This window comes from Zoogloea sp. (assembly GCF_023150065.1).
Classification (GTDB): Bacteria; Pseudomonadota; Gammaproteobacteria; order Burkholderiales; family Rhodocyclaceae; genus Zoogloea.
This window is the reverse complement of sequence record NZ_JAKLLN010000015.1, coordinates 1-12,759: the sequence shown is the minus strand read 5'-3', so window position 1 is coordinate 12,759 and position 12,759 is coordinate 1. Positions and strand designations below refer to the sequence as shown.

The window sequence follows — 12,759 nt, the reverse complement described above, 5'->3', positions numbered from 1 at the left end:
AGCGTGGATGGATGCTCAGAAGACCTCGTCAGGCCCCAGGTAGCGCCACTGGCCCGGCGGCAGGTGGCCGAGCATGACGCGGCCGATGCGTACCCGCTTGAGGCCCACCACCTTCAGCCCGACCAGTTCGCACATGCGCCGGATCTGGCGCTTCTTGCCTTCGCGCAGGACGAAGCGCAGCTGGTCTTCGTTGAGCCAGCTGACCTTGGCCGGGCGCAGGGCCACGCCGTCGAGGGACAGGCCGTGGTTGAGCAGCTTCAGCCCGGCGGCGTCGAGGCTGCCTTCGACGCGCACGTGGTACTCCTTCTCGATGCTGGAGTCGTCACCGATCAGGGCCCGGGCGATGCGCCCGTCCTGGGTGAACACCAGGAGGCCGATGGAGTCGATGTCGAGCCGCCCGGCGGGCGCCAGGCCGTTCTGGTGGCTGCGCAGGTAGCGGGTCTCGGACGGGTCTTCGGCCCAGCGGTTGTCGGCGGTGATGAGCACGCTGGCGGGCTCGTAGCCGTCTTCGGCCTGGCCCGAGACATAGCCCACCGGTTTGTTGAGCAGGATGGTGACGCGGCGGTCCTGGAAGGTCTGGCCACGCCGGTCGAGTTCGACCTGCTGGCCCGGCTTGACCCGGGAGCCGAGCTCGCTGACCACCCGGCCATCGACGCGGACCCAGCCCTTCTCGATGTACTCGTCGGCCTCACGGCGGGAACACAGGCCCAGCTCGGTCATGCGCTTGGAGAGGCGGATGGAGCCGTCATCCCGCAGGGGCGACGGGGTTGGAGCCGGGCGCGGCTCACCGCTCCAGGCCTTGCGTTCGTGGCGGGGCGGGCGCTCGCCTTCCGGGCGGGCGGGCCGATCACCGTAGGGTCGGGCGGGGCGGTCGCCGTCCTGGCGCGGGGGCCGGTCGCCACGGGGGCGGTCATCGCGGGGGCGATCACCGGCGGCGCGGGGCGGACGGTCTCCGTAAGGGCGTGCCGGGCGCTCGCCATCCTGGCGGGGTGGGCGATCCCCGTACGGGCGGGCGGGACGGTCGCCGTCCTGGCGCGGCGGGCGGTCGCCGCGGGGACGCTCGTCACCGGCGTCGGCGTTGCGGCGCACGGGTTCGGTGTTGGCCTGTTCGGGGAAGGAGGCCTTGCCCCGGTTGCGGCCGGCGCCGGTGGCGGGCTTGCGCCAGTCGCGGGTCTCGGGTTTTGCGGGCGGGGCGGCGTCGGCCGGGGCCACGTTGGCCGGCGCGGCGGCGCGGGGCTTGAGGCTCAGGGTGCCGGCCCGGGTGGGGGCGGGCGGGCGGCGGCGGGGCGTATCGGTCATGGTCGGCCCTTTCAGGCGGCGGGGTGCAGTTGTTGGAGGTCGGCCGCTTCGAGGTAGACCCATTCGCCTTCGGCCAGCCCGGCAAGGCAGCCTTCGCCCAGGCTGAGGCCGCCAAAGCCGCTGCGGTGCAGCTGCTCAACATGGTTGCCGGCGGCGGCGATCATGCGTTTGACCACGTGGTACTTGCCCAGGTCGACGCTCATCTCCAGGGTGCGCGGGGCCAGCAGGCGGGCCGTGAGCGCCGGTACCGGCAGGGGCTCGTCGATCAGGTCGACGCCGGCCAGCAGGCGCTGGATGAGGGTCTCGCTGCCGTCCTCGGCCAACTCGGCGCGGTAGATCTTGGGGACGTGCTTCTTGGGGGAGGACAGGTTGTGGATGAAGGCCCCGTCGTCGGAAAACAGCAGCAGGCCGGTGGTATCCACGTCGAGCCGCCCGACGCTCTGCACGTTGCGGGCAACCAGCTGGTGGGGCAGCAGGCTGTAAACGCCGCGGTGGTGCTTGGGCTCGTGGGAGCACTCGTAGCCGGACGGTTTGTAGAGGGCGAGGTAGGTCTTCTCGCGGTAGGTCCAGGCTTCGCCCTCGACCTCGAAGACGAGGCCGGCGGTGGCGATTTCGGCGCCCGGATTGTCGACGATTTCGCCGCCGATGCGGACTTCGCCGAGTTCGACAAGCTGCCGGCACTGGCGACGGCTGCCGAAGCCCTGGTTCTGGAGGATGCGTTCGAGTTTCACGGATGAGGGATTGCGCGGATCAACCCGTTATTGTCTCCGCGGAAGCCGGTTGGCGGCAACTGCCCCCGACCGGCGGCGGGGCCGGGCGACCCTGCCGAGCCCGGTGAATCATGGGCGAACCCCTGCGAGCTGCGTGCCACCCTGGCTGAGGCAGGCGCTGTCGAGGGCATGGAAGCGTACCGGCTGGGGGTGGAGCACGTCGTCGGTGAAGCTGATGCTATGGTCGATGGCGGGCGGCAGCACTGACCGCACTGCCACCAGCAGTGCGCTGACCGCCTGTTCGGTGGCATTGGGCGTGCCGACGCTCTCGGCGACCGGACGCAGGCAGTGGGCGCGGTCTCCTTGCAGCAGCTGCCCCGCCTTGCCGCGGGTCTCCGGCCAGTTGGCGTGGAAGGCCACAAAGTACGGGCGGTCGGGGGGGAGCGGCGCGGCTTCGCCCCGGGCCGGCGCCAGCTCGGCGAGGCGGCGCACGTTGGGGGCGTGGTCGCGGCCCATCAGGCGTTGCACCTTGTTGAGGTTGTAGCCCTGGGTACTGATGAAAACCAGGGCCTCAGGGTGCTGGCGGGCGAAGCGCAGCGAGGCAAAGTGGGTTTCTCCGTGGAGGTGGCGGGAGAATCCGTCCAGGCTGCCCAGCAGCAGGCCACCGATCACGGCCGTCACGAGAGCCGGCACCGCGAGCACGGGGCGGACCCGGGCCAGGGCAAGGCCGGCCAGTAGGGCCAGGGGTGCGGCGAAGATCAGGGCGTAGTTGTATTGCTTCGGAATCAGGCGCAGGGGCGACAGGGAGTACACAAAGAAGGAGAAGCTCAGCACCAGCAGCACCGCCCACAGGGTGGCGAAGCGCCCGGCCCGACGTTCTTCGTCGCTGCCCTTGAGCACGGCCAGGGCCATGCCCGGGATGGCCAGCAGCGGCGCGAGCCAGAAGGCCCGGCCGTCGACGAAGAGCTGGCGGAAATAGTAGCTGCCCGAATGATCACCCCAGGGGGCGGCGTTTTCGATGAAATTCGACTGCAGGTTGCGGGCGCCCGCATGCAGGTAGTAAAGCGGATCGCCAAACGCCCAGGTGAACAGGATCAGGTTGGGAATGGCGGCCACGATGGCGCCGGCGAAAATCCAGCCAACCTGGCGCCGTGCCTCGAGGTGGATGAGGGCCAGGATGGTCAGGGTGAGGCCAAAGACCACCGCGGGTTCGGGCTTGACCCAGCCGGCGAGCCCGCAGGCCAGGCCGGAGGCGAAGATCAGCGCCGCCCGGCCGGAGCGTGCGCCGAGCCACAGCAGGATCGCGGAGGTGCTGAGGAAGAGCGAGAACGGCGCGTCGGCCCACATATTGGTGGCCGAGGTGAGATGGAGGGGGGTGACGATCAGGATCGCGCTGGCGAACACCGCCACGCGCCTGCCCCAGGTGCGCTCGGCAAACAGGTAGATGAGGGCGATCTCGGCCAGCGAGCACAGCAGGCCCCAGCCGACCAGGCCGGCGTTGTTCATGCCCAGCAGCTTGACCGATGCGGCGATGGGCAGATTCATGCCGTAGCGCAGGTCGCCGATGTAGTCGGACGGCAGCCATTGGCCGAGGGCGACTTCCAGGCCGCGCTGGGAATAGACGGCGTCGTCCGAGCCGGACAGGCCGACGAAAAGCCACAGACGGACCGCCAGGGCCAGGCACAGGAGGATGAGCAGGGTTCCCCAGCCCGGCCGGGCCGAAGCGGGCGGGGAGGTGTAGGTGTAGTTCCGGGACATCAGACAGGACTCCAATCGTGACCGCCGGGCAGGCGAGCGCCTGCGGTCGTGGCTTGCGCGATCCGGGTCGAGCGGGCAGCAAAAGCCGGCAGTTTATACGGACGGAATGACATTCCTCCGTGACGTGTGCCGTCCGATTGGTAAAACTCAGCGTCCTCGCAAAAACAGGCGATCCAGATCGGCCATGCTCAGGGCGGTCCAGGTGGGGCGGCCGTGGTTGCACTGGTCGGCCCGCTCGGTGGCTTCCATTTCGCGCAGCAGGGCGTTCATTTCGGGCAGGGTCAGGCTGCGGTTGGCGCGCACCGCGCCGTGGCAGGCCATGGTGGCGAGGAGCTCGTTGCGCCGGGCGGTGATGACCTCGGTGCTGGGGAAGTCGCGCAGTTCGGCCAGCAGGGCACGCACCAGCTCGCTCACCGGGGCGCTGGCGAGGAGGGCCGGCACGCTGCGCACGGCCAGCTCCTGGGGGCCGGCGGGGCCAACCTCGAAGCCCATGCGTTCGAGCAGTTCGCTGTGTTCTTCCGCGGTGAGCATGTCCTTCTGGCCCACGCCGAAAACGGCCGGAATGAGCAGGCGCTGCACGCCGGGCGTGCCGTCGAGCAGGGTCTTGAGGCGTTCGTAGAGGATGCGCTCGTGGGCGGCGTGCATGTCCACCAGGATCAGCCCGCCTTCGTTCTGGGCCAGGATGTACACGCCGTGGAGCTGGGCCAGGGCGTAGCCCAGGGGCGGCGCCAGATCGCTGGCAGGCAGGGCGGGGGCGGCAACGGGCGGCGTGAGGGGCGACGCGGCACGGGGGGCGAAGGCGGTCGCCACAAAGCCGTCTTCGCGGGCCGGCGCAGGGCCCCCTGCGATGGGCTCGGGGCGGGCCGCGGCGGCGAAGTCGTAGTAGGCCCGGGAGGCGGGCTCCATGGCCAGCCGGGACTGGTAGGGCTGGGGGGTGTGGGGGTAGGGCGAGGCTTGGGGGGCGGGCGCCGGGGCGGGGCTTTCGGTGCTCTCGCCGCTGCCCGCGGCGAGGCCGGCCCCGGCGCCGGAGGCCGCCAGGGTGCGCTGCAGGGCGTGATAGACGAACTGGTGCACCGCGCGGGAGTCGCGGAAGCGCACCTCGATCTTGGCCGGGTGCACGTTCACATCCACGCCGAAGGGGTCGAGCTCCAGGAACAGCACGTAGGCCGGGTGGCGGCTGCCGTGGAGGATGTCGGCGTAGGCCTCGCGGATGGCGTGGGTGACCAGCTTGTCACGCACGAAGCGGCCGTTCACATAGAAGAACTGGGCGTCCCGGTTGCTGCGCGAGTAGGCCGGCAGGGAGGCAAAGCCGTGCAGGCGGAGCAGGCCGGATTCGGCCTCCACCGACCGGGCGGCGGCCAGAAAATCGTCACCGAGCAGGGCGCGGACCCGGGCCTCGCGGGTGCCCGAGGGCAGGCGCTGGCTGACCCGGCCGTTGTGACTGAGCTGCAGGCCCACGTCGGGGCGGGCCAGGGCGATGCGCCGGAAGACGTCGTCGCAGTGGGCAAACTCGGTGCCCTCGCTCTTCAGGAACTTGCGCCGGGCCGGGGTGTTGAAATACAGGTCGGCCACGTCCACCACGCTGCCGTGGTTGAGGGCGGCGGGGGCCAGCTCCCGTGGGTCGGCATCGATGCGCCAGGCGTGGGGGGCGCCGTCGGCGCGGCTGGTGATGCTCATGCGCGACACGGCGGCGATGGCGGCGAGGGCCTCGCCACGGAAGCCCATGGTGCCCACCCGCTCCAGGTCGTCGAGGCTGGTGATCTTGCTGGTGGCGTGGCGCTCCAGCGCCAGGGGCAGCTCGTCCTTGGGGATGCCGCAGCCGTCGTCGGCCACCCGGATGCGCCTCACGCCGCCTTGCTCCAGCTGCACCTCGACGGCCGTGGAGCCGGCGTCCATGGCGTTCTCCAGCACTTCCTTGAGCACCGAGGCGGGGCGCTCCACCACCTCGCCGGCGGCGATCTGGTTGATCAGGTGGTCGGGGAGGAGGTGGATGGGCATGGCGGGCTTCCCGGTCGGCAGGGGGCGCATTGTAATGCGGGAGGGGCGCCGGGCAGTGTATCTGGCGAATCCCTGAACGTTGATGTCGCGACTTGAGGGGGGGCAAGACTGCGTGGCGTGCTGTGGGTGGGCGATTGAAGTCGCCCCCACAGGAGAGACCGTATCGACGGTCAGACGACGCGTCAAACGGAGGAAATCAGGTTGAATTCGACCCCGCGTGGGCGAGGTACAACCGGGCCCTGCAGGGTCCGTATAATCCCGCTCCCACCCTCTCCCGGAGCGATCCCATGAAATTCGGTACCCCCCTGTCTCCCAGCGCCCTGCGCGTGATGCTCCTCGGCTCCGGCGAGCTGGGCAAGGAAGTCCTGATCGCCTTGCAGCGCCTGGGCGTCGAGACCATTGCCGTGGATCGCTACCCCAACGCCCCCGGCCACCAGGTGGCCCACCGGGCGCATGTGATCCCCATGACCGACGGCGCCGCCCTGCGCGCCCTGGTGGAGCAGGAGAAGCCCCACCTGATCGTGCCCGAGATCGAGGCCATCGCCACCGACATGCTGGTGCAGATCGAAGCCGAGGGCCTGGCCGAGGTGATCCCCACCGCCCGGGCCGCCCAGCTCACCATGAACCGGGAGGGTATCCGCCGCCTGGCGGCCGAGGAACTGGGCCTGCCCACCTCGCCCTACCGCTTTGCCGACTCCCTTGCGCAGCTGCAGGCCGCCATCGACGGCAGCGACGGCCAGCCGGCTATCGGCTACCCGTGCATCGTCAAGCCGGTGATGTCTTCGTCGGGCAAGGGCCAGTCCCTGCTCAAGGGGCCGGCTGACGTGCAGACGGCCTGGGATTACGCCGCGGCGGGCGGCCGGGTCAATCAGGGGCGGGTGATCGTCGAGGGCTTCATCGATTTCGACTACGAGATCACCCAGCTCACCGTGCGCGCCTGCGATGCCAGCGGCACGGTGCAGACCTATTTCTGCGACCCCATCGGCCATGTGCAGGTGTCGGGTGACTACGTGGAGTCGTGGCAGCCCCAGGCCATGAGCCCGGCGGCCCTGGCCCGCTCCCGGGAGATCGCCGGCGCCGTCACCGCCAACCTGGGTGGACGCGGGCTGTTCGGCGTGGAGCTGTTCGTGAAGGGCGACCAGGTGTGGTTCTCCGAGGTCAGCCCGCGCCCCCACGACACCGGCCTGGTTACCCTGTGCTCCCAGCGCTTCTCCGAATTCGAGCTCCACGCCCGGGCCATCCTCGGCCTGCCGGTGGATGTGCGCCTGCGCGCGCCGGGGGCCTCGGCGGTGATCTACGGGGGCATGGAAGCGAGCGGCATCGCCTTCGAGGGCGTGGCCGAGGCCCTGGCCGTGCCGGACACCGACCTGCGCCTGTTCGGCAAGCCGGAGGCCTTCACCAAACGCCGCATGGGCGTGGCGGTGGCCAACGGGGCCGACGTGGAGGAAGCCCGCAGCCGCGCCAAGCTGGCCGCCGGCAAGGTGAGGTCGGTGGCGGGCTGAGGCCTCAGAACAGGGTGGTGAGATTCACCCAGGCATCCGGCAACACGCCCACCACCTGTGCCTCCAGCCATTTGTCGGCGCCGCTGAGGATGGCGATGCCGGTGAGGCCGATGAGGATGCCGAAGGCCTTCTTCACCGTTTCGATCCGCGTCATCACCCAGCCGCGGGCCTTGTTGAAACCGCTGCGCGAGGCGTAGGCCACCGCGATCAGCGGGATCGCCGCGCCGCTGCCGAAGAGGCCCAGGATCAGCGCGCCGCGGCTGGCGCCGCCTTCACTCGCCACCAGGGTCAGGGCCGAGGCCAGCAGGGGGCCGGAACAGGGGCTCCACACCAGGCCGAGCAGGCCACCGAGCAGCAAGGCGCCGCCCAGGGAGCCGCTGTCCAGGCGGCTGGAGGCGTCGTTGGCCGAGGAGGCGATGGGCAGCATCAGCTCGGTGAAGCGCCGGCTCAGGGCCGGGATCAGCATCACCGCGGCAAAGGCCAGCAGCATGACGCCACCGAAGCTGCGCACGCTGTCCCCGTCGATGCCCAGGGCCGGGCCGGCGGCCCCCAGCAGCAGGCCGATCAGGGCAAAGGATGTGGCCATGCCGACGCCCATGGCCACCGGGGCGAGGCGGTTGGCCTGCACCGCACCTCCCACCACCAGGGGCAGGATGGGAAACACGCAGGGCGACAGGGTGGTGAGGCTACCGGCCAGCAGGCTGAGGCCCAGGTGCGAGAGGGAGAGTGGATCGGCCATGGCGGCGGCCCTCAGAGGGCGCTCTTGAGGGCGGCGCGCAGGCTGGCCTCATCGGTCTCGCCGGCCAGGCGGGCGGTTTCCTTGTCGCCCCGGTACACGATGAGGGTGGACTGGGTGCGCACCTTGAGGCTTTGCTTGAGGGCGCGCTCCTTGTCGTAATCCACCACCAGCAGGCGCAGGTCGAGGCTGGTATCGGGCTTGAGGCGCTTGAAGACCTTCTCCTGGGCGCGGCAGGTGGGGCACCAGTCGGCATGGAAATGCAGGGCCACGGGCTTGCCGGCCTGCTGGGCGGCGGAGAGGGCCTGGGGCGTGTAGGGCTGGATGTCGAGGGCGCTGGCTGTGCTGGCGGCGAGGGCCAGGGCAGCGCTGGCGAGGAGGTGGGTCAGGGTTTTCATGGGGGGCTCCCGTTCGGGTGGCAGGGGCTGCTGCCTGAGCGGCGGCAGCGTGTATCTGCTCCTGAGTCGGGCCGGGGGCCCCCTTTCTTACACGGGCCGGGAAAACCCCGCCCGTTCAGCCGCCGATGGCCGATCCGCTTGCGCTGGGGAAGGGCGGTGGCGCCCGCCAGCGCAGCCTGCCGCTGCCCAGCTCGTGGTCGGCCAGAATCGTCAGGGGGCCGCCGATCTCGGTGGCGGTGTAGTGCATCAGGCTCACCCGCTCGACGCGGCAGCGTTGCGGCGGCAGGTCGGGCAGGGCGTCGAGGCGCTGCTGCACCTGGTCGGTCGGCCAGTTGCCGGCATAGAGGCCGACGGTGGTGTGGGGCAGGTAGCGCCCGCCGGGGTGGTCGCCACCCAGGGCCTGGTGCAGGCGGGCGATGCCCCCGTCGGGGTCGTCAACCTGCAGGAAGGGGGCGGAGGTGAAGCTCGCCAGCGCGCCGATGTCGATCTCGAAGGGCTTCAGGGCCAGAGCCTGCAGCGCCTGGCAGTGGGCGTCGAAGCGGGCCGGGCCGTAGTCGTCGGGGTGCCGCGGTGTGGCGGTCGGAAAGCCGCACAGGGCCAGGGTGATGTGGGCCTGCCGGTTGTAGCCGTCGAGCAGGAGGCCGTCCAGGTGCATCGCGGCGCGGGCCACGGCGGCTGCGACCGCGGGTGTCTCCACGTCGAGGGCCCACAGGGCGTAGTGGGGCCGCCCGAGGTGCCATTCGGGAAAGTCGCGACGGACGTTGGGCAGGGTGTGGCCGGCCTGGAGGAAGGCTTCACGGGAAGGATGCATGTGATGGTGCCGGAGTTTTCCGGGTGATCTCTGTGGAGGCGGTTTGGGCCGGGGCGGCCTGTGCGACATAGTGTCGCAGAAGGCGGTTTACCTGCGCAGATCAAGTTTTTCCGGGCAGTCCCCTTGCTACAGTCCGGCCCCATCGCCGACCTGCAAGGATTGCCATGTCCCCCCTCCGCTCCGTTCCCCGCCCCCTCTGCGCCGCCATGCTTGCGGCCTTCTGCGGTCATGTCCATGCCCAGCCGGTGGCGCCGGCCGGTGATACGGCGCTGACCCTCGGCCAGGTGGTCGTCAGCGGCACCGCGGGCGGCCCCCTGGAGGCCCGGCGCGTGCTCAGTTCGGTGGACATCCTGCCCACCGAGCGCATCGAGCGCCAGGTGGTGAATAACAACTGGGAGCTCTTCGGCCAGGTGCCGGGGGTGATGCTCACCCAGTTTGGCCAGGGCACCACCTCGGGCAAGTTCTCCATGCGCGCCTTCAATGGGGAAGGGGAGATCAACGCGGTCAAGCTGCTGATCGACGGGGTGCCGTCCAACAGCAACGACGGCAACATGCCCTACATCGACCTGGCGCCGCGCCTGGACATCGACTCCATCGAGGTGGTGCGAGGCACCAACGACCCGCGCTACGGCCTGCACAACATCGCCGGCAACGCCAACATCCTCACCCGCAGCGGCGGCAACTACCTGCTCGGCCGGGCCACCGTGGGCAGCTTTGCCACCCGCGAACTGCAGGCCGCCGCCGGCATCGAGAAGGACGGCCTGGCCCAGAACTACGCCGTGTCCCTGCAGCGCACCGACGGCTACCGGGACCACGCCAATGCCGAGAACGGCAGTTTTTCGGGCAAGTGGTTCTTCACCCCCTCCGGCGGCACCAGCCGCTTCGGTCTGATCGCCCGCCACTACACTGCCACCGCCGACGAGGCCGGCTACCTGACCCGCGCCCAGGCCCGCGCCAACCCCGACCAGTCCCCAGCCCACAACGCCACCGACGAGGACCGCCGCCAGGTGAGCCAGTTTGCCCTGCAGGGCGAATCCGAGCTGGCCGAGCGCCTGTTCTGGACCGGCCAGATCTACCTCAACAACCTGGACGACCGGCGCTTCGTGAAGTTCTCGGCGGGCGCCTCCCAGCAGGAGCGCCTGGTGGCCGAGACCCACACCGGCGCCGCCACCACCCTGACCTGGCGGGCCGGCAAGACGGCGATCGGCGATGTATCGGTGATGGGCGGCGTGGACGTGGAGCACCAGGACAACCGCAGCCAGCGCTACAACACCCTCGCCCAGGTGCGCCAGACTCAGACCCGCAACCAGCAGTTCGACTTCGACACCACCGGCGCCTTCGTGCAGGCCGTCATCAAGCCCCTGGCCGGCCTCACCCTGACCCCGGCCTTCCGTGCCGACCGCATCACCGGCAGCTACACCAACCAGCTCACCGGCCGGGTGTACGACGTGAACGACTACGGCACCATCAAGCAGCCCAAATTCTCGGCGGTGTACGCCCTGTCGGACGCGGCCTCGGTGTACGGCAACTGGGGGCGCAGCTTCCAGGTGGGCGTGGGCACCGCGTCCTACAAGGTCAACCAGAACGCCGACCTGTCACCGTCCATCAACGAGGGTTGGGAGGCCGGCATCAAGTTCCGCCCCGTGGCCTGGCTCGACGGCCGCATCGCCGCCTGGCGCCAGACTGCCTCCAACGAAGCCCGCCGCAAGCTCAACGACCCGGCCAACGACGCCGAGAACATCGGCCAGACCCGCCGCCAGGGTATCGACCTGCAGCTCAACGCCCGCCCGACCCGCCAGCTCGGCCTGTGGGTGTCCACCGCGCTGCAGCGCTCGAAGATCCTGCAGCCGGATTCGTCCCTGCCGGCCAGCCTGGGCAAGGAGATCGACCACGTGCCGCACCTGCTCTACAACGCCGGTGCCGACTACCAGGCCAGCGACGCCCTGCGCCTGTCGGCCTGGGTCAATGGCCAGACCAGCTACTATCTGGAGCGCAGCAACACCACCGGCAAGTTTGGCGGCTACGCCCACGCCAACCTGTCCGCCGCCTATCGTGTGAGCCCGGCGGTGAACCTGGAGGTGCAGGTGCGCAACCTCTTCGACCGCTACAGCGAGTACGTGTGGTGGGACGGCGCCCAGAGCCTGCATGCGCCGGGCACCCCGCGCAGCGTGTATGGCTCGGTGGCGGTGAAGTTCTGAGCGCCGCCCGGGGCTGATCCGTGCGCGCCGCGACCCGCCGTCTCTGGCTCAAGCTGCACCTGTGGGTGGGCCTGAGCCTGGGCGGCGTGTTTGCGCTGCTGGGGCTCACCGGCAGCGTGCTGGTGTTCTACCTGGAGGTGGACACGCTCATCAACCCGCAGATCCGGGTCGAGGCGCCGGCGCCGCTGCCTTCGGCCGACGTTGTGTTCGCCCAGCTGCAGCGCCTGCACCCCGAGCGCACCGGCCCGTGGCGCATCGAGATGCCCCTGGCTCCCGACCGGCCCCTGCTGGTGCGCTACTACAACCCGCCGGAAACCGCCGGCCGGGGCTTTGCGCCCCTCATGCTGAGCCTCGACCCCCACACCCTGGCCGAGACCAGCCACCGTTACTGGGGCGACTACCTCACTACCTGGCTCTACGACCTCCATTACACCCTGCTGCTCGGGCAGACCGGCAAGGACATCGTTGGCTACAGCGGCCTCGTGATGCTGTTCTCCCTCATCAGCGGCATGGTGCTGTGGTGGCCGAGCCGGGCACGCCTGATGGCTGCGCTGCGGCCGGTGCTGCGCCCCGGCAAGGTGCGCTGGGTGTACGACCTGCATGTGCTCTCGGGCGTGTACGGCCTGGTGGTGCTGGCCGCACTGGCCTTCACCGGGGCAGTGCTGTCCCTGCCGGATCTGGCCAGGCCGGTGGTCGCCACCCTGTCGCCGCTGACGCCGCTCTATCGCGGGCCCGGTGGCCTGCTGCCGGAGGGCACACCCGCCTTCTCACTGGACGCTGCCATGGCCATCGCCCGAGGCGAACTTCCCCAGGGTGAGGTGCGCTGGATCGAAACTCCGGGCCAGGCGGGGCGGCCGATCGCCATCCGCATGTATCTCCCGGAAGATCCGGGCCACCGCTTTCCCCACAGCCAGGTGTGGATCGACCCGGGCACCGGTGCCGTGCTGGCCACCCGGGACTACCGCCGCAACACCGCCGGCGACAGTTTCATGGACTGGATGCACCCGCTTCACAACGGCGAAGCCTTCGGCCTCACCGGCCGCATCCTCGCCTGCATCGGCGGCCTGATCCCCACCCTCCTGCTGGTGACCGGCTGGCTCCGCTGGCAACACAAGCGCGCCGCACGTGACAAGGCCCGTGGGGGCGAGTTGATGCGATCACGGACGGGGGGCGGCGGCATGCCGGTGGGGCGGCGTGCGGAGGTCGAATGAATTGGCGCTGTTCGCGCTGGGTATGTAGTCGGTCCTGAAATATTCAACTAGCCGCCTCCAGCCGCCGCCCCACCGGCCAAGAACGGTCGTCACTGAGCACCCGTCCGAGCATCCCGACCAGAAGCCAGAGCACAAAAA

At 70.2% G+C, this 12,759-nt stretch carries 10 protein-coding genes; 3 read left to right on the top strand and 7 right to left on the bottom strand.

The genetic code is table 11. The features are described 5' to 3' along the window. Positions 1-15 precede the first annotated feature (15 nt). The 4 genes from L6Q67_RS16025 to mutL all read right to left on the bottom strand — a co-directional run bounded on the left by L6Q67_RS16025 (position 16) and on the right by mutL (position 5,765). Positions 16-1,299 (bottom strand): pseudouridine synthase, encoded by a 1,284-nt coding sequence (locus L6Q67_RS16025; RefSeq protein ID WP_296571494.1) that lies wholly within the window; start codon positions 1,297-1,299, stop codon positions 16-18. 11 nt (positions 1,300-1,310) lie between these two features. After that, on the bottom strand, positions 1,311-2,030 hold the full coding sequence (locus L6Q67_RS16020) for a pseudouridine synthase (RefSeq protein WP_296571492.1): 720 nt from the start codon (positions 2,028-2,030) through the stop codon (positions 1,311-1,313). A 108-nt stretch (positions 2,031-2,138) separates the two neighbouring features. After that, complete coding sequence (locus L6Q67_RS16015) at positions 2,139-3,767, bottom strand: glycosyltransferase family 39 protein (protein ID WP_296571489.1); 1,629 nt, start codon at positions 3,765-3,767, stop codon at positions 2,139-2,141. A 147-nt stretch (positions 3,768-3,914) separates the two neighbouring features. After that, positions 3,915-5,765, bottom strand: coding sequence for a DNA mismatch repair endonuclease MutL (gene mutL / locus L6Q67_RS16010; protein ID WP_296571487.1), 1,851 nt, complete (start codon positions 5,763-5,765; stop codon positions 3,915-3,917). Between the two features lie 287 nt (positions 5,766-6,052). Here mutL and purT point away from each other — a divergent pair, with 287 nt between their 5' ends. Next, positions 6,053-7,267 carry a formate-dependent phosphoribosylglycinamide formyltransferase gene (purT, locus tag L6Q67_RS16005; protein ID WP_296571484.1) on the top strand — a complete coding sequence of 405 codons (1,215 nt, stop codon included), beginning with the start codon at positions 6,053-6,055 and terminating at the stop codon, positions 7,265-7,267. Positions 7,268-7,271: 4 nt separating this feature from the next. Here the strand turns inward: purT and L6Q67_RS16000 are convergent, their stop codons facing one another. From L6Q67_RS16000 to L6Q67_RS15990, 3 genes are all read right to left on the bottom strand, one after another. After that, positions 7,272-8,006 (bottom strand): cytochrome c biogenesis protein CcdA, encoded by a 735-nt coding sequence (locus L6Q67_RS16000; RefSeq protein WP_296571480.1) that lies wholly within the window; start codon positions 8,004-8,006, stop codon positions 7,272-7,274. A gap of 11 nt (positions 8,007-8,017) precedes the next feature. Further along, the gene (locus tag L6Q67_RS15995) at positions 8,018-8,401 is read right to left on the bottom strand and encodes a thioredoxin family protein (RefSeq protein ID WP_296571477.1); all 384 of its coding nucleotides are present in this window, start codon (positions 8,399-8,401) and stop codon (positions 8,018-8,020) included. Positions 8,402-8,516: 115 nt separating this feature from the next. Then, entirely contained in the window at positions 8,517-9,212 is a 696-nt protein-coding gene (locus L6Q67_RS15990; protein ID WP_296571474.1) for a 2'-5' RNA ligase family protein, read from the bottom strand. A 164-nt stretch (positions 9,213-9,376) separates the two neighbouring features. Between L6Q67_RS15990 and L6Q67_RS15985 the strand changes: the two genes are divergently transcribed. After that, on the top strand, positions 9,377-11,410 hold the full coding sequence (locus L6Q67_RS15985) for a TonB-dependent receptor (protein ID WP_296571471.1): 2,034 nt from the start codon (positions 9,377-9,379) through the stop codon (positions 11,408-11,410). Positions 11,411-11,430: 20 nt separating this feature from the next. Beyond that, the gene (locus tag L6Q67_RS15980) at positions 11,431-12,621 is read left to right on the top strand and encodes a PepSY domain-containing protein (protein WP_296571469.1); all 1,191 of its coding nucleotides are present in this window, start codon (positions 11,431-11,433) and stop codon (positions 12,619-12,621) included. The last annotated feature ends 138 nt before the right edge of the window (positions 12,622-12,759 follow it).

Bases quoted from the DNA above. Each gene is read 5' to 3' on its own strand.
- L6Q67_RS16025 (WP_296571494.1), bottom strand. From the start codon at position 1,299: ATGACCGATACGCCCCGCCGCCGCCCGCCCGCCCCCACCCGGGCCGGC.
- L6Q67_RS16015 (WP_296571489.1), bottom strand. From the start codon at position 3,767: ATGTCCCGGAACTACACCTACACCTCCCCGCCCGCTTCGGCCCGGCCG.
- mutL (WP_296571487.1), bottom strand. From the start codon at position 5,765: ATGCCCATCCACCTCCTCCCCGACCACCTGATCAACCAGATCGCCGCC.
- purT (WP_296571484.1), top strand. From the start codon at position 6,053: ATGAAATTCGGTACCCCCCTGTCTCCCAGCGCCCTGCGCGTGATGCTC.
- L6Q67_RS16000 (WP_296571480.1), bottom strand. From the start codon at position 8,006: ATGGCCGATCCACTCTCCCTCTCGCACCTGGGCCTCAGCCTGCTGGCC.
- L6Q67_RS15995 (WP_296571477.1), bottom strand. From the start codon at position 8,401: ATGAAAACCCTGACCCACCTCCTCGCCAGCGCTGCCCTGGCCCTCGCC.
- L6Q67_RS15990 (WP_296571474.1), bottom strand. From the start codon at position 9,212: ATGCATCCTTCCCGTGAAGCCTTCCTCCAGGCCGGCCACACCCTGCCC.
- L6Q67_RS15985 (WP_296571471.1), top strand. From the start codon at position 9,377: ATGTCCCCCCTCCGCTCCGTTCCCCGCCCCCTCTGCGCCGCCATGCTT.